Annotated in this window: 17 protein-coding genes, 1 tRNA gene and 1 pseudogene; 8 read left to right on the forward strand and 11 right to left on the reverse strand. The window is 56.4% G+C overall.

The features are described 5' to 3' along the window. Positions 1 to 57 precede the first annotated feature (57 nt). The 3 genes from FTW19_RS16515 to FTW19_RS16525 all read left to right on the forward strand — a co-directional run bounded on the left by FTW19_RS16515 (position 58) and on the right by FTW19_RS16525 (position 2,913). Complete coding sequence (locus FTW19_RS16515) at positions 58 to 885, forward strand: sigma 54-interacting transcriptional regulator (RefSeq protein ID WP_147648650.1); 828 nt, start codon at positions 58 to 60, stop codon at positions 883 to 885. Between the two features lie 248 nt (positions 886 to 1,133). Further along, positions 1,134 to 1,209 (forward strand) — tRNA-Lys (locus FTW19_RS16520). A gap of 561 nt (positions 1,210 to 1,770) precedes the next feature. Further along, positions 1,771 to 2,913, forward strand: a complete 1,143-nt coding sequence (locus tag FTW19_RS16525; RefSeq protein ID WP_147648651.1) for a glycosyltransferase 87 family protein — start codon at positions 1,771 to 1,773, stop codon at positions 2,911 to 2,913. On the opposite strand, the gene FTW19_RS26465 is transcribed toward FTW19_RS16525, so the two are convergent. Beyond that, a complete protein-coding gene (locus FTW19_RS26465) occupies positions 2,850 to 3,038 on the reverse strand; it encodes a putative Ig domain-containing protein (RefSeq protein ID WP_222705467.1) in 189 nt (62 codons plus the stop codon). The two genes, FTW19_RS16525 and FTW19_RS26465, sit on opposite strands and share 64 nt — an antisense overlap. Between FTW19_RS26465 and FTW19_RS16530 the strand changes: the two genes are divergently transcribed. Further along, positions 3,029 to 3,385: a hypothetical protein gene (locus FTW19_RS16530; RefSeq protein ID WP_147648652.1), complete on the forward strand. Its 357-nt coding sequence runs from the start codon at positions 3,029 to 3,031 to the stop codon at positions 3,383 to 3,385. The genes FTW19_RS26465 and FTW19_RS16530 overlap by 10 nt on opposite strands. Here the strand turns inward: FTW19_RS16530 and FTW19_RS16535 are convergent. The 3 genes from FTW19_RS16535 to FTW19_RS25845 form a co-directional block, all read right to left on the reverse strand. Further along, complete coding sequence (locus tag FTW19_RS16535; RefSeq protein WP_187143013.1) at positions 3,382 to 4,074, reverse strand: YoaK family protein; 693 nt, start codon at positions 4,072 to 4,074, stop codon at positions 3,382 to 3,384. The two genes, FTW19_RS16530 and FTW19_RS16535, sit on opposite strands and share 4 nt — an antisense overlap. Positions 4,075 to 4,259: 185 nt before the next feature. Then, a complete protein-coding gene (locus tag FTW19_RS16540; RefSeq protein WP_147648654.1) occupies positions 4,260 to 5,804 on the reverse strand; it encodes a PAS domain-containing sensor histidine kinase in 1,545 nt (514 codons plus the stop codon). A gap of 89 nt (positions 5,805 to 5,893) precedes the next feature. Further along, positions 5,894 to 8,467, reverse strand: coding sequence for a hypothetical protein (locus tag FTW19_RS25845; protein WP_187143014.1), 2,574 nt, complete (start codon positions 8,465 to 8,467; stop codon positions 5,894 to 5,896). A gap of 218 nt (positions 8,468 to 8,685) precedes the next feature. On the opposite strand from FTW19_RS25845, the gene gnd reads away from it, so the two are divergent. Beyond that, complete coding sequence (gene gnd / locus FTW19_RS16550) at positions 8,686 to 10,146, forward strand: decarboxylating NADP(+)-dependent phosphogluconate dehydrogenase (RefSeq protein WP_147648655.1); 1,461 nt, start codon at positions 8,686 to 8,688, stop codon at positions 10,144 to 10,146. Between the two features lie 200 nt (positions 10,147 to 10,346). On the opposite strand, the gene FTW19_RS16555 is transcribed toward gnd, so the two are convergent. Both FTW19_RS16555 and FTW19_RS16560 read right to left on the reverse strand, forming a co-directional pair. Then, a complete protein-coding gene (locus tag FTW19_RS16555; protein ID WP_187143015.1) occupies positions 10,347 to 12,050 on the reverse strand; it encodes a carboxypeptidase-like regulatory domain-containing protein in 1,704 nt (567 codons plus the stop codon). Positions 12,051 to 12,196: 146 nt separating this feature from the next. After that, on the reverse strand, positions 12,197 to 13,930 hold the full coding sequence (locus FTW19_RS16560) for a GWxTD domain-containing protein (RefSeq protein WP_147648657.1): 1,734 nt from the start codon (positions 13,928 to 13,930) through the stop codon (positions 12,197 to 12,199). Positions 13,931 to 14,150: 220 nt separating this feature from the next. On the opposite strand from FTW19_RS16560, the gene FTW19_RS16565 reads away from it, so the two are divergent. Beyond that, on the forward strand, positions 14,151 to 15,536 hold the full coding sequence (locus FTW19_RS16565; RefSeq protein ID WP_147648658.1) for an efflux RND transporter periplasmic adaptor subunit: 1,386 nt from the start codon (positions 14,151 to 14,153) through the stop codon (positions 15,534 to 15,536). Positions 15,537 to 15,617: 81 nt separating this feature from the next. Then, positions 15,618 to 16,370: an ABC transporter ATP-binding protein gene (locus FTW19_RS16570; RefSeq protein ID WP_147648659.1), complete on the forward strand. Its 753-nt coding sequence runs from the start codon at positions 15,618 to 15,620 to the stop codon at positions 16,368 to 16,370. 133 nt (positions 16,371 to 16,503) lie between these two features. Here FTW19_RS16570 and FTW19_RS16575 read toward each other — a convergent pair whose 3' ends face one another. The 4 genes and pseudogenes from FTW19_RS16575 to FTW19_RS26470 form a co-directional block, all read right to left on the reverse strand. Further along, positions 16,504 to 18,165, reverse strand: a complete 1,662-nt coding sequence (locus FTW19_RS16575) for a cytochrome c oxidase subunit I (protein ID WP_147648660.1) — start codon at positions 18,163 to 18,165, stop codon at positions 16,504 to 16,506. 57 nt (positions 18,166 to 18,222) lie between these two features. Continuing rightward, positions 18,223 to 19,086, reverse strand: a complete 864-nt coding sequence (locus tag FTW19_RS16580) for a helix-turn-helix domain-containing protein (protein WP_147648661.1) — start codon at positions 19,084 to 19,086, stop codon at positions 18,223 to 18,225. An 82-nt stretch (positions 19,087 to 19,168) separates the two neighbouring features. Next, positions 19,169 to 19,900: pseudogene (locus FTW19_RS16585) on the reverse strand (YoaK family protein); the annotation flags it as partial. A gap of 176 nt (positions 19,901 to 20,076) precedes the next feature. Further along, positions 20,077 to 20,760, reverse strand: coding sequence for a CGNR zinc finger domain-containing protein (locus FTW19_RS26470; RefSeq protein ID WP_147648663.1), 684 nt, complete (start codon positions 20,758 to 20,760; stop codon positions 20,077 to 20,079). 45 nt (positions 20,761 to 20,805) lie between these two features. Here FTW19_RS26470 and FTW19_RS16595 point away from each other — a divergent pair, with 45 nt between their 5' ends. Beyond that, complete coding sequence (locus FTW19_RS16595; protein WP_281292459.1) at positions 20,806 to 21,390, forward strand: GNAT family N-acetyltransferase; 585 nt, start codon at positions 20,806 to 20,808, stop codon at positions 21,388 to 21,390. A gap of 64 nt (positions 21,391 to 21,454) precedes the next feature. Here FTW19_RS16595 and FTW19_RS16600 read toward each other — a convergent pair whose 3' ends face one another. Next, positions 21,455 to 23,935 (reverse strand): glycosyl hydrolase 115 family protein, encoded by a 2,481-nt coding sequence (locus tag FTW19_RS16600; protein ID WP_187143016.1) that lies wholly within the window; start codon positions 23,933 to 23,935, stop codon positions 21,455 to 21,457. Between the last annotated feature and the right edge of the window lie 150 nt (positions 23,936 to 24,085).

Raw genomic sequence — 24,085 nt, forward strand, 5'->3', positions numbered from 1 at the left:
TTTTGTTACAGACATGGCTCACTTTTCCATTGGATTCGCCGATGGAGAAAGTGAGCCATGTCTGTTATGGAATACATTCCCCAGCCCGGGTTCTTCGAGACGCTTGGCAGCAGTCCAGCAATGGAACGGCTGAGATTACAGCTCGAGCGTATCGGGCCACACTTCCGCACCATTTTGTTGACGGGTGAAACCGGCGTTGGCAAAGAGCTTGCTGCGCGTACCCTGCATCAACTCAGCCCTGCCGCGAATGAGCCTTTTCTGGTCTACGACCCTGCCACAACCATTGAAGAATCGTTGGAATCAGCCGCTCGTGGAACGCTGTTTCTGGATGAGGTTGGCGATACCTCATCCGCCGTTCAGGCGAAGCTGCTGCGTTTGATGCGCATGGTCGACACTCGCATTATCGCGGCTACGTATCGCAATCTGCGGCATCAGGCCGCCATCGGAGAGTTTCGCTCAGACCTGTATTACCGTCTCTCTACGGTCGAGATCGAGGTGCCACCGCTACGACAGCGCATGGAAGATTTGCCATTACTTGTGGAGCACATTCTCTCCCGCGCTGGAGAGCGCTATCACAAGCCCGCGATGGAGATCTCGAGCGAGGCAATGGAAATACTCCGCAGCTATTCGTGGCCTGGCAACATTCGCGAACTGGAAAGCGTGCTGAACAACGCCGCCATGCAACAGGAAGGAATTGTCATTCATACGATTTCGCTTCCAGAGCCTGAGTCTCCGGTTAAAGCAGATTCGTTACCGGTCCGTCTGGATGACCTGATCTCTCGCCATGTGCGTGGAGTGCTGGCACAGTGCGAAGGCAATAAGGTACGTACAGCAGAGCTGCTCGGCATCAGCCGCTCGACGCTCTACCGCATGCTGGAAGCCTGAGCGACGGATCGCTGTTTCTTTACAAGCACCCTAGAGCAATTCTCCTAATGGATAAATCTGCGGATGCCGTTTTCTTCGCAGGAAAACGGCGCAAACAGCCAAAACTCCGCTTTATACCTTTAGGAGATTTGCTCTAATCGGCACCATGTTCTCAACAGGGTCGATTCGCCTTGCGCGTGATCTGTGCTATAGTCAATAAAGTGTTCAGCGCTGGCCAGCACATCGGCGAGGGCTGAGAACAACCCATCGGACGCGTAGCTCAATTGGCAGAGCATTCGACTCTTAATCGACAGGTTGAAGGTTCGATTCCTTCCGCGTCCACCATCCCATTCAGTATTAATAACTTTCCAAATATTAGCCCGTGCTGAAGGGACTGCTCATACGCCACTTATGAGGTTTTTCGGACACTCTCTGGCACTCTTTTGACACACCAGTTTTCAGTGACTCCTAAAGTCGAACTGCTCGCCCGGAAGCTGCGGCCTCATCGCCTTCAACTCGGCTTGATGCCGCGCCTTTAGGGACGGTCGCGGCGACTTGAAACCCCATAGCTTTGGAAGAGTCGATAGGCCTGGATCTTTACGGTCTCTTCGTAGATTCCGAGGCTAGAGCATTTCTCCTGTAGGTGGAGTGCGGGGCTTGTGCATCTATGGGCGTTTTCCGCAATGAAAACGCCCATAGATGCACGCTCCTCCCGGGATACCCAGCAACATGAAAAATGCTCTAGACGGGATGTTACCGTTTGTGGGCCATCAAGGATGAGTTCCAGAACCTCCGGCTCCCGCACTGTAGGCGGAGAAATCTTCGGCGGCATGTATTTTCTCCTGTTATTTTTTTGGTGGTGCGTGATAGGTTGATAGACCCTCCACGGAAAGAGCAGGCGTTGCAATGCGCAGAGTTGCTGAGTTTCTTGTTGTGGCGATATGTACCCTTGCTTTTGCTTTTACTGCCATCGGAATATGCACGCTGCTGCTTACAGGAAATTCGGCGGGAAACCATGACTTCATCTCCTATTGGGCAGCTGGGCAGCAACTTATCCATCATCAAAATCCCTATGACGCTAATGCCATTTTGCGGATCGAACACTCTGCTGGTTTCCCGGTCGGCTACCAGGCTCTCATCATGCGCAATCCGCCGTCGGCACTTCTGCTGACTCTTCCTCTCGGATTCGTGGGCTTGCGGACAGCCGCTCTGCTGTGGTCGCTTCTTTCGCTTTCCTGCTTGATAGTTTCCGTCCGGCTGCTCCGCCAAAAAGGTCGCCTGAGCTTTCTCGGCTACACCTTTGCTCCCGCCCTAGCCTGTCTGCTGGCTGGGCAAACCTCGCTTCTTGTGTTGCTAGGCTTCGTTCTCTTCCTGCGTCTCCATGAAACCCAACACTTCCTGGCCGGTTGCTCTCTCTGGCTATGTGCCCTCAAGCCGCACCTGTTCCTTCCGTTTGCAGTCGCGCTTATCCTGTCAAGCCTCATAAAGAGGCGCTATTCACTCCTCGCTGGCGCAGTCTTGGCGCTTGCAGTCAGCTCATCAGTTGCTCTGTACTTCGATCCTTCGGTATGGAACCACTACAGCCAAATGATGCACGGCCACGAACTGGAAGGCGAGTTCATCCCTTGCCTTAGTGTCGCCCTCCGATTCGCTTTGCAGTCGCCGTGGGTTCAATACTTACCCGCGTTGCTTGGCTCTATCTGGGCTGTCGTCTATTTCTCAAAGCACTCATGGACGGAACACGTGGGGCTCTTGCTTCTCGTCTCGGTTCTGCTCGCTCCCTACGCTTGGTTTACGGATCAAGCGGTTCTGATCGCGGCGTTGCTTCCGGCTGCCTATCTCACCTCCTCTCGCAGCATGATCGCCTTCCTTGCCCTCATCAGTGCTGCGATTGAGATTCAGACGCTTTTGGGAGTTTCGATGCACTCATGGACTTACCTCTGGACCGCTCCCGCCTGGATCACCTGGTACTTCTTCGCAAGCAGTTATGCGATGAAAGTGAATGACCCGCCAACGCTCGGTGCCGCAATCGCGATCGAGAACGCCTGACTGCCGGTGAAGCTGAGGGTATCTGTTACCTTGACCGTAAAGTTAAATAGTCCCGTAGCGGCGGGGGTACCGCTGATGACTGCGAAGGTCGAGGGTAAGCTTCCGCCCTGGTGAAGTGGTTCCATGTTCCTGGACCTACGCCAATCAGGCGCTGCGAACGCTCAAGGCGATGCCGGGCAAGACGGAAGAATGGAAATTGCTTGAGCGCGTTCCGATTATCACCAGCCTTAAGGCGGATGGTCGCGACCGGCTTGTCGATGCCGAGAGCGAATCAAAGTTTCATGAGGCTCACCATCAACCCATGAACGACATCCGTCGGCTGCGCGAGCAGGCTTGTCTCTTTCTCGTCATCCTTCAGGAGACTGGAATGCGGCCAGATGAGGTCTGGTGCAGTGGACGCAAGGGTTGGGTATTCCCTTCCCTTCGATGCCTCGCGCTCTACACCTTTAGGAGGAATGCTGTAGTCAACTAGGATGCGAGGTATTTGCTTCTCACCAACACGACCCTTACCAGCACGACCAGCAGGAAGAAACATTCACCCCAAAGTGCATGGTTATGAAAACGTGGAGTGCTGAACGCTCCGAGCACAGCTCCCAGAAAGAACATTGCGCAGATTTGAGCAAAGACCTTTGCCTGTTGCAGGTCTTCTGCCGCTCGGCCGGTAACGAGCCACGCAAGCCAGCTCCTCACCATCGTGTGCAGATTTCCCGTCGTAAATGTTGAGCTATAACTCTGTTTGTTAACCTGCCGGAACGTCGCCACCTGAAGCGAAGCGGCAAATGCGATTGCCATGGATATCCCAAGAGACGCACCGTAGCTTGTAGAAAAGCTCAGACACATCAGGATTGCGATCTCTAACACCAGTACAGCAGCTTCCGGAAGGCGAACGGCGGTGGCAATGTACTCATGCTGCATCAGCCTTGCTGCTGGAATACCAAGCAGGAACATCACCAGCACCAGGAAGTGACGACCGGCATCCTGCCAGGCGACGGTCACCAGATCAATCGCGAGCAGGATGACATTCCCGGTCATTGCATTCGCGAAGACATGGCCATGCCCGATATAAGTAAATGCGTCTAGGTAGCCGCCGGCAAACGCCAGCAGAGCGTGTGTCGATACTCCCACTTTCGTATCGGTGTCGGCGACAGGGCTCGTTGTCACCAATCGATCCTTCCCTCCCGCACTGATCATACTGCTACTCTGCCGTCGCACCATCTAGAAACCTAATTCGCCTGAATCTAAAGTTCGCGATATAAATCATGAACGGCTATCGCCATCCGAAGCGTTGAAAAAGCAGGTCCTTCACTACGTTCAGGATGACAACATCTGTGGCATATCGAGGCAACTCAGGCTTGGCTACGCACAAAAGGAATAAAGATGGAACAGGTTGTTCCATGATGAGCCGGCCGCATGCTGCTGCGTATATTCAGATCACCATGGTGCTTTGCCAGGAGCTCTGAAACGACCCACATGCCAAGGCCGGTGCCTGTCTCTTCTTTCGTGGTGAAAAACGGCTCAAGCATATGCCGATAGACTGCAGCCGGCATACCGCAACCTGAGTCCGCAATCGTAATGCGAACTCCGCGAAGCGTCCGTTCCTTCCAATGACAAGATGGACGTACTCTGGCGCGAAGTCGTCCTCCTTGCGGCATTGCTTCAATAGAGTTGTTGATGAGATTCGTAAATACCTGTTGTAACTCACCAGGAGAACCAAGAACCTCCGCGTTCCCCTCAGTCTCAGTATCGAACGCGATCTTAGCGAGATGCAGCTTTGGGGAAAGCAAACGCATCGTTGCGCTGACAAGTTCCGCCGGCTTTACTGCAATAAACTTTGAAGTGCTCCGCGACATCTGAAGCGTCTGCCGCGTAATCTCCACAACCCGTTCGAGCTGTTGTCCGGTCTCTTCAACATATTGAGTCTGTTCCTGGCTGAGCCCGCTGTCTTTCAGCAAAAACAACAATCCCATAGCGGCGTTCAGCGGATTGTTAATCTCATGAGCGATCGCGGCAGACAAACGGCCGGCAACAGCGAGTTTTTCGGTTCTCAAAAGAGCTTGATCGGTCAGCCTTCGTCTAGTTACATCTCCGCAGTATCCTGTGATTCCACGCACCTCTCCGGCGTCATCAAGCTGTGTGACTCCCTGACAAGCAATCCATCGGATAGTGCCGTCTGGAAGAACGACTCTGTATTCGGTATAGCAGGAGTCTTTCCGCTGGACGGCAAGCTCGAGTTCCCGTTCGGCCTGGTCCACATCGTCAGGATGAACACTACGCCGCCAGAGTTCATTACCGGCTTGCAGCGATGGATCGATACCATGTAGACGATAGAAGCCAGTCGACCATATCTCATGATTGGACTGGATATCCCATTCCCACACACCGGCATTCGCACCATCGAGCGCCATCTCGATGCGAACCTGATTCTCTCGGGCTAACTCGCTGGCGCGGGCGTGCTCCTGCGCAAGATAGCTTTCCGTCCGCGAGAGTGTCAGTTCATGTTCCAGTTTTACCGTCTTCGCTTCTTCACGCTCCCGCGCTGCAATACGCGTGAGGCTACCTACGAAGATTGACCCAACGATAAAGACGGACTCGCGGAAGAACCATCCACTGGAGTCAGGGGCCAGATTGATGTGATGCGTCGCAAAGATGAAATACTCAATCGCACATCCTGAGACGACAGCACAGGCTATCGCACCTGATAGACCAAGCACCCAGGCACTCAGAATCACTGCCGGATATGACAGCAGGTAAGGGGATCGATGGTTGGGAGCCATGATCAGACTCAGGCCAAATGGAATACATGCAACCAGAGCTCCGAGAGCCACTTCAGTCCAAAAAGATAACCGGAGGGGGAGGTTGCCAAGCGCGTTGAAGACCCTATGCAGCACCATCAATCCTGTCTATGGCTCTTGAGTATACCCCGCGCCTGTTCGGAAATAGGCCGCCCTAATCTCGCGGCTCGCTATCAACGATGGCACCTCTAAGGAATCACTCTCACGTTGTACGCCTTCGCTGGAGGCATCATGGCAGTGACTGCGCAGAGCTGAACCTTGACTGTATCGGGTGCAATCACTGCAGCAGACAGAAGGATCATCGGCGGAGGAAGACTGCCATCTGTGGCGGAGACCGCGACCGGTTGCCCAGGAACAGCGCCCGGAACATTTGCATTTCCCGTGGCACACGCGCCCGCGGCGAGAGAAGCCCCTCCTATGGTCTGAGTAGCTCCTCTAAGTGCGGCCTGAAGGTTTGGCGCCGTAACAGGCTCTGAAAAAGAGATCCTGCCATTCGACTCCACTCTCATCACATCGCTATTGCGTGCTACATCGTGCAACGACCAGGATCTCCCGCCATCTCCCAATTGCATTGTCCAGCCCGAGTTATGTCCGCTATCGAGGAAAAAGCTATTGTTGCTAATAATGGTTCCCACAAACCTGGATGTTCCACTGAATGTCCACGAGGGCACGGTCGGACTTCCAAATGCCGAAGGAGATGCTGTGATCGTGCCGTCACCTTTGTAGCCGCGTAACCATGCGACTTGGTAGTCCGGCTCGTTCGGGCTTCCCTGAGGATATTCAATGGAATGTCCTGCATAAAGAATGGTCCTCGGTGCAACCGCTGAATCGAGCATCTTCCCGATCGGCCCTTTCCATAAAAGAAAATCAGGCAGCGGCTGCCATCCGCCAAGTCCGGCGTAGTGGTTTGCAGGTACGGCGTTTGCTAAACAGATCACACAGCCCGATGCCGTTCCGCGCACGGAAGCGGTCAAAATGGCTCCGCTACCGGTGGACCCGTTGCCAGGTGTCAGTTGCGTCTGGTCGATGTGAAACACGGACCCGTTGTAAGACTCTGAATGCCCAACCTTGGCAAGGTGCCCGGGTTGCCAGGGAATTCTATTCTGCTCAACCTGTATATATCCACTTGCTCCGTTGCCAGGTGCATCGGGGTTACTCGTAGAGGTGATCTCGGCCCCGTAGTAGAGCACGTAAGCATTTGCGCCCACGATATTCAAAACCGCGGAATTGCAGGTACCCGCCGATTTCGTCGCGCTTTGATAAGTGAGACTTAAAGAATCTGCCGAAGCAATTGGATTGCCGACCACCTCATTGAATGATGCATCCTGACATCCACTGACGCTCACATGAGGATTATGTGCAAAGTTGCGGAGTTCCATTCCGCCGTCTCTTCCAGTCACAACCACAGTGCCATCTGGTGCACGTTTCAATGCAACCCCTCGCTCCTGTACCGGAAGCACGAGAGCAGATTCAGCTGCACTGCCCTTCACATCAAACGGAGGGTGAACCTGAGCGCGACTTCCATGGCTGTAAAACGCCCAGGCAAGGTGGCCCTCATCCACGGGCACAGCAAAGTACCCCGCCGGCCAGCCGGTCTGCTGTTCTTCGGCAACAGGGCTTAGTTGTCCGCATGCCGGAGCTTTATAGATAAAGTGAGGCGATCCCTTACCTTCCGGCTTACGTAGTGACAATGTAATTGTCTGTGTTTCGCCTGCACGAGGCGTTGCTGACACTACAGTCGAGTTCTCTGGAAATCCGTTGCCCATGAAACACACGGCGTCGCCAGCCTGAAAGCCGGCGCCACGCACAATAGTCACGGTAAGATTTCCTGTCGGCTTCGCGACGTTTGCTGCACCTGACGTCGGAATCTCCTGCGCTGCGGAAATATATCCCCAGGTGGAAACAGGAGTAAGGTTCGCAGGCTGCACGGTCAGCAAGGCGGGAGCGTTGTCTGACTCCATCGTTGCCGACATCAGTTTCCCCTGCGCAATAGGGGCGCTGCTGTCGATCAGATATTCGCCCTGGCCATAGCAATAGCGATTCCCCTGACTTGCCGGGTTATAACAAACGCCATTCTTTGCATCGAAATCGGGAAATACCGTCTGGCCAGTAATAGTTCCCCGCATAAACTTTCCCGAAAAGTATTGGCTGTATTGACCACCGATTGAACTCCAATGAGCACATCCTTCATCGGATCCGGCTGTTGTTCCTCCCGCGCAAAAAGGGTATCCATAGACCATGGAGCTATCGCCAACTCCGCTATGCATATGTTCCATCGTCACAGCCTGCGAGATGCCCGCAAAGGAGGTAAAGTTCGTCAGGTGCAATAGACCGGTGCTCATCCACCCGCCAAGATTTCCGAGGCTCATACCCGTCTGATCACCAAGGTTGAACAGCGCATTACAGTAATATTTACCGACTCCGGTGTCAGTCGTCGCATCCTGCACGCAACGCCGCATCTCACCATAACCGACGTTTTGCCCAACGGCGAATATCCCAGGAACGCTATACGGGACATCGTGCATCTCGTGCGCCTCGGTTCCCTGACCGCGAGCCACAACATGAGTCTGCTGGAAGCGGCGGATATTGGCCGCACTGATCGCGCTACCCGCATCCACCTGCACGGTCTGTCCATTACCCGTCAGGCTGGCCGACGGCTGCGCGGCCTGTACTCGCTGGGCATCCTGTTGAGGCTGCTGCCCCTCTAAGGCAGGAAGCAATAGTAAAAGCATTGCAACAAGTAGACGAATACTCAGGTTCACTGGGGATGCTCCTCTAAGGGGTTCTTTGACTGAGACGCTAATCGCACCAGTGGGTTGTGGCTATTTCTGATAAAAAAAGCGCTTCGCAATCGATAACGCAATGTCTGAACATCCTTCTTTCATACACTTTTCGGCCAGAAATAGCGCCTTTCGACTATGCTTGTATGCAATAACCATCCCCCGCACACAGAAGCGATCTGAAAGGGTTTTAGAAGAAAATGTCTGAAGGAACATGCGATATCGGCCTGATTGGCCTTGCAGTCATGGGTCAGAACCTCGTTCTCAACATGAACGACCACGGCTTCAAGGTCGCTGTCTACAATCGCACCACGTCGAAGGTAGATGAGTTTCTGGCAAATGAAGCGAAGGGTACGCCCATTGAAGGCGCTCATTCCATTGAAGAGCTGGTCTCCAAGCTGAAGCGCCCCCGCCGCATCATGATCATGGTGAAGGCCGGCTCGGTTGTCGATCAGACCATCGATTCCATCGTCCCGTATTTGGAAAAGGGCGACATCATCATTGACGGTGGTAATTCTCTGTTCACGGACTCGAACCGCCGCACCAAGGAGCTTGCCGACAAGGGCATTCTGTACATCGGCACCGGTGTCTCCGGCGGCGAAGAAGGCGCACGCTTCGGCCCGTCGATCATGCCTGGCGGCAATCCTGAAGCATGGCCGGCGGTAAAGCCGATCTTCCAGGGCATCGCGGCGAAGGTCGAGGATGGAACTCCCTGCTGCGACTGGGTGGGCGAAGGCGGCGCAGGCCACTACGTAAAGATGGTCCACAACGGCATCGAGTACGGCGATATGCAGTTGATCTGCGAGGCCTACCAGTTGCTCAAGGATGGCCTGGGACTCACTGCTGATGAACTCCACGAAGTCTTTGCCGAGTGGAACAAGGGCGAGCTCGACAGCTTCCTGATCGAGATCTCTGCTGAGATCTTCGCCAAGAAAGATGACGACGGCCAGCCGCTGCTCGACAAGATTCTGGATACCGCCGGCCAGAAAGGCACGGGCAAGTGGACCGCGATCGACGCACTGGACAACGGCATGCCGGTCACGCTCATCGGTGAAAGCGTCTTCGCACGCTGCCTCTCTGCGCTGAAGGAAGAGCGCGTCGAAGCTTCGAAGGTGCTGCAGGGCCCTGCGAAGGCAGGCAACAGTTCTGACAAGAAGGCCTTCATTGAGAACGTTCGACGCGCACTCTTCTGCTCGAAGCTCATCAGCTATGCGCAGGGCTACATGCTGCTGCGTGAGGCTGCAAAGATACAGGGCTGGAACCTGAACATGGGCGGCATCGCACTGATGTGGCGCGGTGGTTGCATCATCCGTTCGGTCTTCCTGGGCAACATCAAGGCCGCCTATGACAAGAATCCGAAGCTCGATAACCTGCTTCTGGACGACTTCTTCTCGAAGATCCTGAACGAGTATCACGCGTCGTGGCGTAAGGCTCTGGTTCACGCTATCGAGAGCGGCGTTCCGACTCCGGCATTCTCCACCGCGTTGGCCTTCTACGACGGCTACCGGACTGACCGTCTACCGGCGAACCTGCTGCAGGCCCAGCGTGACTTCTTCGGCGCCCATACCTATGAGCGCGTCGACAAGCCCCGTGGCGAGTTCTTCCACACCAACTGGACCGGCCGCGGCGGGCGTGTCTCGTCGAGCACCTACAACGCCTGATCTTCAGGTACGTAAAGATAAAGGGCGAGGCCAGCGGCCTCGCCCTTTATCTTTCGTGAACAGACAGAGCTTGAAGAGATTTGCCGTCCGAAGCATTGAAAAAGCAGGTCCTTCACTTCACCACCCCAACCAGCGAAGCTGGCTGAGGACCCCGTTCGTTCAGGAGGACAACATTTACGACAGGAATTAGATTCTGGAGACTAGAAGGTAAACGCGAGCCCGGCTTGAAGCATGCGCGGCGACTGCGCCAGATAAAGGGTTCTGCCGTCGGAGGAGAGGTACGGCTGATAGCCCTGCTCCAGCAGGTTAGTGACGTCGAGGAACGCCTCCATATTCTCGAGCCGGAGGCGGCGAATGCGAAGCGGCTGCCGTACAGACAAGCTCAGGTAGGGCTGACGGCTCATGGCCGAGAAGAGGTTCACAGGGGTGACCGTCTGCTCATTCTGCCAGCGATAGCTTGTGCGAAGTTGTGTCCCCGAAGCTGGCAGGAGTGCCTTAACTCCCACTGCGGCCGATTTCGTGCGGCCCGCACGGAACCTGGTGGCCGTCGGAGACGCCGTTTGGGGAGCGTTGACTACCGACAAGGCATCGCCGGTGTTCAGTTCGACTGTCGTCCAGACGTTCTGCCCGAGCTGTTCGCTGGCAAAAACACTCCAACCGACGGAGGTATACGCATCTCCCATCATTCGGGAGGTTCCGGTCGTTGCATCCGCCAGCATGGTTCCATGCGCCAACTGGGAACCGGTAACAGGCCCGGTACCGGCCACCATGGGCCGATCGATCGAATCCCGGTAGTATGCCGTACGGATACTTCCCTTACCGTTCCGGAGCGTCGCGGCAAATTGCTGGTGGGTACCACGCTCCTGTAGCATGCGGTCTCCCTGTAGCACGGCGACCGGAAGAGGAGCATCGGCTGCATCAATATCGTCCGCGCTCTGCGTCTCGCGAGAGCGAGCCATGCGATAACTCAGCACCAGCATATCGCTGGGACGCATCGCCAGCTTTACGAATGGACGGGCCTCAACAGAGGCTGCCCCCATACGCACAGCGCGCAGAGAGCTACCGACTTCCAGGGAAAGCATGTCGCCGAAGTTCATCACTTCAGCGGAGTCAATCGTATATGCCTGGTATCCGCTCGCGCCCCCTTGTCCCATCATTTCGGGGTGGTCCTGGAATGAGACACGGGTGCGGGTATAGCCGAACATGCCGGCCGGCTGCTGATAGACCACAGACCCTTCCGTGGCCGCACCCATCGCATAGGGTCCACTCACAACGCTGCTGCCGGCTCGGACAAGAGTGCCGTGCCCGTCGCTGCTGGCAGTGCCGTAGGTGACGGCATTCTTAACTCCGCCGCCGCCAAAACCGTCTCCGCTGGCCGCTTCAACCCGCGTATGGCTGACGCGCCGCGGTGTCTCCGGTCCAGGAGAGATCAACACCACGTCCTGATCGCCTGCCAGGCGCAGGATCGGTCTGTTTGCTGCCGTACGCAGTGACCAGGTCCACTCATCGGCCGGCTCGTCCGGCTGGCGACGCTCAGCAGGGAGCCAGCGGCTCTCCTCGAAGAGGGTCGTCAGCGTCAGGTTAACGATGGCCTGAGCACCGGCGCGAAGACGAAGATCGCCTCGCATCGACGGCAGAAACAGAGCCGCACTTGCGCGTACCTGATATTTTCCAGGAGTGAGATTCCGGATAACGTAGTGACCCTTCAGGTCTGTCACTGCCATTCCGGCAGGAGTGGCGTCCGGCAGAAGTGCCTGTACGAGGGCGCCCATCTGGGGAATCCCCTGGGCATCACGCACGATACCTGACACATCAGCCCCTTTGGGCTGCGCGACGGCAACGCCAATCGCCACTGGCATCAATACCAGAAGCAACGATACGGATTGGAGTCGGACTCGCTTCACTGCGCTTGCACACGAAACACTGCGCCAGCCAATTCCAGAAAATCCGCGGCCCTGCATAACAGCCTGGACAGCGTTTTCAGGTTGCCTCTGCCGCTGGTGCTCCTTTGGCCCAGCTATGCAGCTTTCCGGCTTCCTGACCTGCAATCTTACTCCACAACAAACGGTGCTGACTCAGCAATTTGCTGCTTTGAGACGCCGTCATCCACCTTGATGGTTACCTGGTACTTGCCAGGCTGCAAGCTGGCAAGCGGGACACTTTTCTCCAACGTTACCTGGTCGGCATGCGGATTCAGCTTCGCTGTCTCCTCTGTCGCATCCAGAAGTGCTTTGTTATTTGATAGATCGGTGATCTGATACTCGATCTTGGCGCTGTTGACTTTGCTCTTTTCGTCGATGCCGAGGTTGTAGACCTGCATCCAGAAGTTCAGGCTCTGCTCGCGCTTGAAGGTAACCGGAACTCCGGAACCAGCCGAGACACGCGGGCGGATACGGGTATTCCCGATCACAAAGTTGCCGGTGCTGATCTCGTGGGTGCTGACCCGCTCCATCTTGTCGGCCAGAATCAGGCTGGAAGCCGCCAAACGGTCGTCATCGAACTTCGGCACGTTTACGCTGCGCTTCCAGGTGCCGATGTGGTCAGGATTATTGACATCCTTAATCGCGATGTCCACCTTATATAGTCCCGGCTTCAGCGGCAGAGACTTCCAGTACACCGAAACGTTGTCCTGCGTCTTCGGCAGGAGCTCGCTCGGGACCTGGATGCTGACCGTATCTTCGAAGGTCTGCACCACCTTGTGGTTCAGGTTGGTTACGCGGCCAAGAATGTTGACCGTACCCGTCGAAACGCCATCCTTATTAGAGAAGGTTACGTCGCGGTTCTTTACCTGAAGCGTCAGGGGAACAAGCACCGTCTCGTTCGTTACCTTCACGTAATCCGTACGGACATCGAAGAGGAACGGCGGGCCATTCAGAATGGTCGACTTGGTCAGATACTGTTCCAGATCTTTGAACTTGATCTGCGGAGCCGCCATCAGCTTCGCATACGTATTCAGACGGTCGAACTGCTTGGACTGATTCATGGAGCTACGGGGTCCAAGACCGAGCTGCTCCATACCGCCCTGCGTAAAGCGGTCAGTCTTGCTTCCCTGCCCCCACTGCTCGTAGAGCGTGAGACCGGCGCCGGGAACCATCTTCAGGGCGTCCTTTTCAGAACGGTCGATGGTCATGTGGTAGTCGCCGCACATGCAGGTGTCAACAAATTCGATATCGATGTTGTCGCCGACACCTTCGAGATAGCGGTAGTGCCAGGTCTCAAACGGATAGGTTGAGGTGGAACCGCCGCCCTCGTCGATGGGGCGTTCATACTGTCCGCCCGAGGGGTGCGAATCGATGCTGTCCGGCTTGCCGTAAGCAATATAGATATGGCCGCGGTCAGTCTTCCAGCCGGGCTTACCGGCGGCGAAGTGTTCATTCGCGTAAGCGATGCGCTGGTAGTGCTCTTCGCGGTACTCGTTGTCGGGCGAATCCGGGTTCGGATTCCGGCGCTGCCAGAAGGCTTCGATAAATGCGTCGCGCTCCTCGTCGTTCGAGAGCTGCTTGAACGCCTGCAGTTCCTCGTCCGTGATGATCCAGACGACGTCCTGATCGAGCCACTTCTTGTATTCGCCCTTGATTTCTTTCTTGAGGTCCTTCTGCTGCTGAATGCGCTCGCGGTCAGAGAGACGACGCTTCAATGGGTCGGGATGCTCCACGACCTGCGGCTTGGCAGCAGGGCTATTGCTGTCACCGGACTGAGCGTCCTGTCCATAGGCGACTGCTCCTCCGACTGTCGCAGAAAAAACTAAACTCGCGCCGAGCAGAAGGAAACCACAGGTCTTCATAACGATGACAACACTCCGAGAGTTGTACGCCTCATTTTAGTGCGGTTTTCGACCGAACTCAACCTGGAAGGAGTACATAGGTTTGACGCCCCGCTGGTATGATGGTCACCATCCTTACCGGCAACGCGATTTGTGCATGGAGCTTTTTTAGAAACCATGAAACCAATCCGCATCCGGTTGCGTACTGAAGCTCTGCAGAGGTTCCCGCGAAAAATCGCCCATGAGCACAAAAAAAATCGTTATCACCCTTGCTGTTGTCCTTATTCTTGCGATTGTCGTCGTCGCTTCCATTGCGAAAAGCCGTTCCGGTGTTACACCGGTAGCAACAGCGAAGGTCACCCGCCAGGAGCTTGTCTCCATCGTGAGCGGCACGGGCCAGATCAAACCGAAGACCTATGTCAATGTCGGCGCGACCGCCTTCGGCCGCATTACGCATCTCTACGTGAAAGAAGGCGATCACGTGAAGAAGGGCCAGACGCTGGCGGCCATCGAGAGCGTTCAGCCCGAGTCGGCTGTGGCTGCCCAAACCGCGAACATTGCCGCGGCCAAAACCGATCTCAACTCCTCGCAGGCCGCAATTAAGACCGCTGAGGCCAACGTGATCCAGGCGAAAGCCGATCTGACTCAGAAACGTTTTGATTACAACCGTTATGAGCAGCTCTACCAGGAAAAACTCATCTCCAAGCAGGACTACGACGCCAAAAAGGCTGCCTACGAGGTCGCCGTTGCGACCGTGGCACAGCGCGAAGCCTCCCTGAACCAGTCGAAGGCCCAGGCAGACTCTTCCGCCAGCAAAATTCAGCAGGCGGTCGCCAACCAGCGCGCCAACTTCGACACGCTGGATAAGACCATCTCCCGTGCGCCCTTTGATGCCCTTGTCACCAATGTTCCGGTTCGTGAGGGCGAGACCATGGTTACCGGTATTCAGAACGCCCTTGGTTCCACGCTGATGACTCTGGCTGACATGTCGGTCATCACCGCGGAGGTTAAGGTCGATGAGACCGACATCGTGAACGTCAAGATGGACCAGACCGTGAATGTGACGATCGATGCCCTGCCCGGCCGCAGCTTTAAAGGTCACGTTACCGAGGTGGGCGACCAGGCGCTGCTGCGCACCACCGGCATTGCCACATCGCAGTCGACCACCGGCACCGAAGAAGCCAAGGACTTCAAGGTGGTCGTCACCCTCGACGAAGGCTCCGACGATCTGAAGCCCGGTCTCTCCTGCACCGCCAAGATCACAACGGCGAAGGTGGAAAACGCCCTCAGCCTGCCGATCCAGGCCCTGGTACAGCGCGACCCGGCCATTGAGAACATCTACGCCGCCACAAAGAAGACCACCGAGGCGGCAACCAAAGCAGCAGGCATCAAAGCCAATCCGATCCAGGGGGTCTACCTTCTGGAGCCCAAGAACGGCAAGCCGGCTGTGCGCTTTGTTCCAGTCGCTACCGGAGTTACCGGCGCAACCGAGATTCAGGTACTCTCTGGCCTGAAGGAAGGGCAGGAGATTGTGATTGGGCGCTTCAAAGTACTGCGAACTCTTAAGTCAGGCATGACCGTAAAGCGAGACAATACTCCAGAGACGGCCACTGAGAGCGCCTCGTAGGTAACTCGTAGGTAAATTGGGGGGAACCATTCCCCTCTTGCCAGCGTACAACCACGCATACGACGATTGGAGAGTAACCACATGCTCACGGAGACCCAAGTGGAACCCACCCTGACCCCGAACGCCGACGGTCCGCACGACGGCGAAGTCATCGTTACCGACGACCTGTGGAAGACCTACGTCATGGGTGAGCAGGAAGTTCATGCCTTGCGCGGCGTCAATCTCCGCATCCGTCACAACGAATACGTTGCGATTATGGGTCCCTCCGGTTCCGGCAAGTCGACCTTCATGAATCTGATCGGCTGTCTGGACTCGCCGACGCAAGGCCGATACTGGTTGAACGGACATGACGTCTCCCAGCTCGACGATGATGAACTGGCACGCATCCGCAATAAAGAGATTGGGTTCGTCTTTCAGACCTTCAACCTGCTGGCCCGCGCCACGGCGCTCCATAATGTCGAGCTGCCGCTGATCTATAACGGTACCCCGGCGGCGGAACGCATCGAACGTGCCAAGCAGGTGCTGGAATCCGTAGGCCTGGGAACGCGCATGGAGCATAAGCCGAACGAGATGTCCGGCGGTCAGCGCCAGCGTGTGGCCATCGCACGAGCCCTGGTCAATTCGCCCTCCATCATTCTGGCCGACGAGCCGACCGGCAACCTCGATTCAAAGACCGGCGACGAGATCATGGCGCTCCTCGATGAGCTGCATGCCCGCGGCAATACCATCGTCCTGGTTACACACGAACCGGATATCGCCGACTTCGCGCATCGTATCGTCACCATCCGCGACGGTCAGATCGCCAGCGACAACGAGAGCAGCCGCGTTCGCTAGGACGTAAGCGTTTTTCAGGACAAAGGGGTGACCCCATGGGTCACCCCTTTGTTGTTCCCTGCTCGCGCTCGATGATCCCACATAGCTTCGCGGATCCTCTCCCCATGGGGTGCGGTGAAGTCGCCGATACACTCTAGACCGTCACCGCAGCTTTCTCCTCTTGAGCGGCCAACCACTCGTAGTCGTATGCCTCCTGCTTCACTACTGGAACCTCGGTGAAGTTCTCCACGTGGGGCGGAGACGGAATCTGCCACTCCAGGCCAGTCGCATGCCAAGGGTTGGAACCGGCGATCCGGCCGTACTTCAACGACCATGTGAAGTAGATTACGGGCATCAGATAGCCCACTCCAAGCACGGAGGCTCCGGCCGTAGAGAGCACATTCAGCACCTGAAACTCCGGCGGGTAGAAGTGATACCGCCTCGGCATGCCCAGATAGCCCAGAACGAACTGAGGCATGAAGGTCAGGATGAATCCAAGGAAGGTGGTTACTGCCGCCAGCCTGGAGGCGCTCTCCGGGTACATGCGTCCGGTCATCTTGGGCCACCAAAAGTGCAGTCCCGAGAGAAACGCCATCAGCATGCCGCCCACCATCACAAAGTGGAAGTGCGCTACGAGGAAGTAGGTCTCGGTGAGCTGAACGTCCATGCCCATCGATCCAAGAAAGACGCCGGTCAGTCCTCCGATGGTGAATAAACCGATGAAGCCAAGCGCATACAGCATCGGCGTTTCGAAGGTGATGGACCCTTTGTAGAGGGTCGTTGCCCAATTGAAGACCTTAATGGCCGAGGGTACCGCGACCAGCATGGTGAGCAGGCTGAAGATCAGCGCGGAGTAGTTGGAGACACCCATGATGAACATGTGATGTTCCCAGACGAAGAAACCGAAGACTGCAATGCTGACCGAACTGAACGCCACAGCCGTGTAGCCGAAGATACGTTTCCGGCTGAAAGTGGAGATTACCTCGCTAATCACTCCCATGCCGGGAAGGATCATGATGTAGACCGCCGGATGCGAGTAGAACCAGAACAGGTGTTCAAAGAGCAGTGGATCGCCTCCCTTTGCCGGATCGAAGATACCGAAGTTCAGAAGGCGCTCAATCGCCACCAGAACGACGGCAATGGCGAGTACCGGCGTAGCTAACACCATGATGATGCTGGCCGCGTAGTTGGCCCAGACAAAGAGCGGAAGGCGGAACCATGTCATCCCCGGCGCACGCATGCGATGAACGGTGACTATGAAGTTCAGGCCGGTAAAGATAGAGCTGAAGCCCGCGATGAAGATCGCGACGCCGGTCATGATGACGTTGGTATTCAGGTAGTGCGTCGAGAGCGGAGCGACAAAGGTCCATCCGGTATCGACGCCGCCGTTGACCATTGCGGTCAGCGTGCACAGGCCACCGATGAGATAGAGATACCAGCTCAACAGATTGATCCGCGGAAAGGCGAGATCTCGTGCGCCGATCATGATAGGCACAAGAAAGTTTCCCAGCGTCGCAGGAACACTCGGCACCAGGAAGAGAAAAACCATGATGACGCCATGCATGGTGAACAGCTTGTTGTAGGTGTCAGAGGCCACCAGATCAGGCTGCGGCGTCAGCAGTTCCAGACGGATCATTCCGGCAAAAAAGCCGCCTACCAGGAAGAAAAAGCTCAGCGAAATCAGATAGAGCCAGGCGATGCGCTTGTGGTCCTGGGTCAACAGCCAGCTCTTCAGACCGTGCTCGCGGTTGAGGTAGTGGTCGTTCGGCAGTGCGGCTGTCTCCGCCGGCGGCAAGGTAAGAATCGTAGCACCCATCTCAGGCTCCAGGTCGCGAGATCGCGATACAGCCTGAGCGTAGAGTCCGGATGTCGTCTAAGGCTTGGAAGAAATTGCTGCGACTCGTGCCGGAGTGACACCGGCATACCGGCGCATGGTGCGCGTCAGATGTGCCTGGTCAAAGAAGCCGCATTCAACGGCGGTATCCTTCGCGGCGGCCCCTTCAAAGAGCATCTGCTTCGCTCGCTGCACCCGTAGTTGCAACTGAAAGGCGTGGGGAGCGAGGCCGTACTGACGACGGAAGCTCCGTAATAGGTGGAAGCGGCTAAGACCTGCAACTGCGCCGAGGTCTTCCAGAGGCACCGCATCCATCCAGTGCGCTTCGAGGTACTGCCGGACACGGTCCAGAGCCACGGAGGGAGATATTTCTCCGGTTTCGAGCGCAGCACCTGAGACCTCGGGAGCAAGGGATTCTATCAGCCCGGTGAGCGCCGTACTGCGTTCCAGAAGTGTTCCCTGCTCTTCCAACGTACGATGCAGTGCGATCAGACGGCGCCACAAAGAGGCCTCGGACGAGACGGCATGACGAAACGCGAGCCGTTCGCGCTCCGACACCAGGTTGAGAATCGTCCGCGGAAGAAAGAAGACACGATAGTGCCAGCGTTCTGCCTCACTGATTCCAACAGCGTCGTGCACATCTCCCGGGTTGAGCAGCACCGTGCTCCCCGGCACGATCTCCGCCAGACCGGCCTCGTGGCGCAGGCGCACGCCGCCGCGCTCCACCGTCGCCAACATATAGGTATCGTGCCAATGCGGGAGAAAGGCGTGACGGCGAAAGTCGCCGGTTAATACCTCGAGACCGTCGAGGTCATCCCATCGCGCAAGAGCAGCATGCTCTCCTGGGGCACGCCCGGAGAGCGTCTTCCCGGAAACCGAGGCGGCTTCGCAGCAGAGGTTCACCGTTCCAGTATCTGCCTTTTTACAGGGGTGCGTTTTGTAAGAAATTGCGGTCCCAATACCCGGCTCATACTTTTATCTAGCGCATCCGCTCCCGCAGATCATCCGTGATCGGCACCACTGCCAGAAGCACCAGGACAAAAGCAAGCGGAAGCGTCGAGATATAGCCCACGTGCTGAAACGAGACCGCTCCTGCCAAACCACCCAGGAAAAATAGACCCACGAGTCCGACAAGAATCCGAAGTTTGGCCGCGTCGCCGGTGACGGGATCGTCTTTATGCCGGCTCCAGTAGAGGAACTTCCCCAACTCGATGCCGGCATCGGTCACCATGCCGGTGACATGCGTCGTACGAATCTCCGCCCGCGAGAGCTTGGTGATGATCGCGTTCTGCAGTCCCATGATGAAGCACAGGAGGACGACCGTTCCGGAGACAAAGAACCATTCATGCCGTACCAGGCGATTACCCATAATGCCGAAGCACAGCAGCAGCATGGCTTCAAGCATGAGGGGAAAGGCATATTGGCTGTGCAGATTGCGCCGCCGTCCCCAGTTGACCAGCAGCGCCGTACAGGCCGCTCCCATGAGGAACGAGGTCAACGACCCCAGCCCGGCTAACGCCAGTCTCACCTGATGGATGGCAAGGTTATCGGCAATCGACGAAACGATGCCCGACATATGCGAAGTGTACTGACCGACCGCAAAGAGTCCACCGGCATTGGTGGCGCCGGCGACAAATGCCAGCAGGAAGGCGAGCCTGAGATTGAAGACTCGATCCCGATCCTTCCCTGTCAGCCGCCTGAGATATGGTATTGGCACCTTGCGATTTTCCCTGCTTCTATTATCGCAACACACCGTTCTAAGTTGTGATGCGAAGCTGCGGAGACATTACAAGGTTGTTGCGAAACTCGTAATGTCTCCGCTCCCGTTCCAAACGGACCAGTTTTCGGAAAGACGACTTCTGAGCTTACAGGGACTTCGTTTGTGTGAAACGGTCACTGTGAGTCAACCACACGCTGTTTTCCCCTATAGCGTCTCGCCTTGATCCGATTACCGCAGAGCTTCATGTCACACCACCGTCGCGCCTTGTTCTTGCTGCCGTCAAGGAACAACCAGCGACATTCTTGGTTTGAACAAGCGCGCAGTTGGTCAATTTCCCCGGAAGTAAGCAACTCCAGAGCGGTCGACACCAGCCTTCTGAGCGGGACGTCCGAAGCGCACACCCGATCTCCGCCTGCCTTCCACTGCAAACGGAAATCGCGCCATTCAAGATCCTCTGATTTCCGCATCGTCCGCGCAAAGGCGGATAGAGTTCTCACGCTATCGATCGGAGGAACTTGCCCGTCAGCAATGGGATACAGAATCGATGCCAGACACTCGCGGAGTCTCTTCGTGGAAGACAAGCTCCTTCGCTTTCTGACAGGATCGCTTGTCGCGAGCTTTTGAATCTCTGATGACTTCATAAGCCCACTCTGCTCCGTGAAGCGCAAAAGGTCCGCGTAGTTGTTCAGAAGTTCCTCCGATCCAGATGGCCGAAACCTCCAGTCCAGAGTATTGACAAGATCCAGCGCGGGATGGCCAGCCACAAGCTTGAAGGGTACTGAGCCGGGCTCCTTCGGAATCTGCATCACCCTGATTTTAGTCGAGACCGTATCCCCTTCATCACCATCAAAAGTCATTATGATGGTGACGGAGGTATTTTCTTGTCAGTCGATCCTTCATCCTTGCCGGTCCTTCCGCGATTCTCTGCTCGTCTGGCATTCCGGAGCTGGACCATGAACGATACAGCGCTCGCTGAATCCTTATGGTGTGATCCCGAGGTTACTCATTTCTTCGGTGGTGCTATGACCCCAACACAAGCACGGGAACGGCTCCAAGCAGAATGCCAACGCGAGGATCTGCTCGGGATGCAGTACTGGCCGATGTTCTTACGAGAGACTGGTGAGTTTGCAGGGTGTGCTGGACTGCGCCCATGGTCGATGGATTCCAAAACGATTGAGGTGGGCGTACATCTCATGCGGTCTGCCTGGGGACTGCGCTTGGGTGAGGAGGCCTTGCGAGCGGTGCTCACTCATGGATTCGACACGCTAAGCCTGCCAGTAATCGTCGCAGGACATGGAATCGCACACGACAACTCGCGGAGGTTGCTTGAGCGCGTCGGTTTCAAGTACACGCATAACATCCTTTGGGGCCCGAAAGAGATCGAGGTATGCATGTGGGCGATCACTGCGGAGACGTGGTCTGTGACAGGAAGTATCCGACTAACCACCAACTGGAATAAGGAGCGCCATGGGCTTCATCGAAGGTGAGGGGCGGCATCTAGCCACTCCTTGTGATGATCCCAAAACATCTCAGAGTTTCGTAACGACCTCATCAGCGGCGCGCGCGCTCGGGCGGAACCGGATACGCAGGTGGAGCCCCGGTGAAACTTAGCGCCACATGTTCAATGACTACCCCTGGATCGCCTGCATAGCGAATGCGTACGATATGGCGCCCTGCCTTCAACTTCGGCAAAGCGATCGTCTGTTCTGCAAAACCACGAAGCACATTCGTCTTCCACGCTGAGATACCAGGCCGCTCTACCTCAGTTCCCGAAGCATCCTGAGACATCCATGCGCCATCGTCCACCTGCACCTCATAACGAAGCGTATGGTCTGAATCCACGGGAAAATCCGGCAACAAGTCGATCGCCAGCGTCGCATCTCCAGTTGCAGCAACATGCAACGCATACTGCGCCGCGCCGCCTTCCTGCAGTTCCAGCGAGCCACCCGAAACCCCCAGATCAGGCAGAATGCGAACCCCGCCTGTCTTCGACACGGCGTGCGCGCCATTCACCGCAGAGACCAATGCCTCTTTCCCCTCGCCCCATGTCACAGGTAGCGCTACGTTATTCTCCATGGAAATCGCCGGCATCTCGAAGACATGGCGTTCACGCGGATGCGAGGACATCATGCCCGCCCACTTGCCACCTTCCAGGCTGTTGTACTCCTCGGTCAAGTGCTGGACAGAGTCATACGCCGCATGAGATTTCGCGGCCGCATCCTGTGCTTTAGCCGCAGCTCCCTCATGAGCATCGAGGACCGCGCGATCGGCCCAGAGGAACTTCGCGTTCTGTGCAGCAGCGCCCTCAATCGGGTACTGCACCAATTCAAACCACGCCGGCTTTAACGAGGCGGGCAATACAACCGCCTGTTCGCGCCTCACCAGAGCATCCCAGACATGCATCCGCTGTACATTCTCATCTCCCCATGCAAGCGGGTTGAACGCAGTGCGGTTAACACCGTCATCGTATCCATTGAAGCCCATGAACTCGGGACGCCGAATAAAGTTCAGCCGGTAGGATTCCGCCACCAGGTCTGCAGCGGGTTTCGCCATAGCGACGCCGAACTGCTCCCGCATCCACCGCTCCAGAAAAGCTGCCTGGCTCTCCTTTGCGATCGCCGGTTCATCCCAGGCAAGCTGCAGGAAATAGTCCATCTGGACTTCGCTCGGCTTGAGGTCGCCAACATTCAAAACCCACAGCTTACGAACTTCATGCTCGTAGGCCTTCGTCAGCTCTTCCTGCATCAACGAGAGCGGCGTTGTCGCCAGCCACAGATGATCGTGCGGAAAGCCCCAATACGAAACGTGGTAGTAGAGAGCCGATCCGCCGGCACGTTTGCGCTCCTCAGCGTTCGGCATCTGACGAATGTACCCATAGTTGTCGTCTGTCCAACCAAGAGTCACATCGACAGGTATCTTCATGCCGACGCGATACAGATCGATCGACTCCTTGTATAGCCAGTCCACCTGCGGAGCATCAGAGTGTCCGTGTTTCCGCAGGATCTCCTGTTGTGAGGCGATGACGCTCTCCACCAGGCGGGCCTTTACCTCTTTCGTTCCTGTGGCTTCGAGTCCGGTATCGTGCACACCGCGCATGCCAACCGTATAGAAGTTTTCGTACGCTCCGTTCTCGGCAATACGCTTGTCCCAATAGGTATCGATCGCGGGCTTGTTCACCTGGTAGTTCCAGGGACCATCGTGCTTCTCGTCCCACTCTCCGACGTTGTTACGTAACATTGCCTCGGAGTGCGAAGCACCCATGACGATGCCCCAGCGGTCAGCGAGCTTTGCATTCTCTGGAACTGCGTTGAAGGCGAGTGTCCCCGGATGCATCGCCGGCCACAGCAGATTGGCCCGCAGCCGCAGCAACAACTCGAAGATGTGCTCATAGGTGCGAGGGCCGATGTTGTTCAGCTCGGGGTCCATCTTCCTCGCGGCCCATGGGCGCAGGCCCCAGTCCTCGTCATTTAGAAAGATTCCCCGATACTTCACCGTCGGTTCGTTCGTCGTCCAGCCTTGGCGAACGCTTACGGACCGATGCTTCTGCACCGGCACATCAGCCCACCAGTACCAGGGAGAGACTCCCATCGCCCGAGAGATCCCCAACAACTCATATGCCGTTCCACGGCGGTCGCTTCCTGCAACCACCAGCAGCTTCCGGTTGTTGTTCGGCACAAGGAAGACTGCGCCACTTTCCCATTTGCCGCGTAATGCTGACAAAGCGTTCTCCTGGTGCAGGCTGTTCAATACGGGAGAGTGATCCACTGTCCCGATGACCACCGCATCTCCATCAGCCGGGACGGAGTCCACCACTTGAGGCTTCACACCGGTCACGCGCTCAAGGTCGTCCGCGAAGAGCTTCACTGCCAGGCGGGCCGTCTCAGGATCCTCTTGAGAAACCACGAGACTGGCACTCTTCCCGCCCCTGACCAGATCGAATTCCCGCGGAGTCTTCGGCGTATCCGTAACCACCTGCGCGCCGGAGACAGCACACAGCATCCCTAAAGGCAGAACCCATCCCAAAATTCGCATGACTGCTTCCACTAAAGCATTTTCCCTGTTGCTGGGTAGCCCGGCAAGGAAGTACAGCGGCATTTTCATTGCGGAAAACGCCCAAAGATTCGGAAGCCCTACTCCACACCTACAGGGAAAACGCTCTATCCAACTTTTCGCCTAACTTCT

It is taken from the genome of Terriglobus albidus, assembly GCF_008000815.1.
Taxonomy (GTDB): Bacteria; Acidobacteriota; Terriglobia; order Terriglobales; family Acidobacteriaceae; genus Terriglobus; species Terriglobus albidus_A.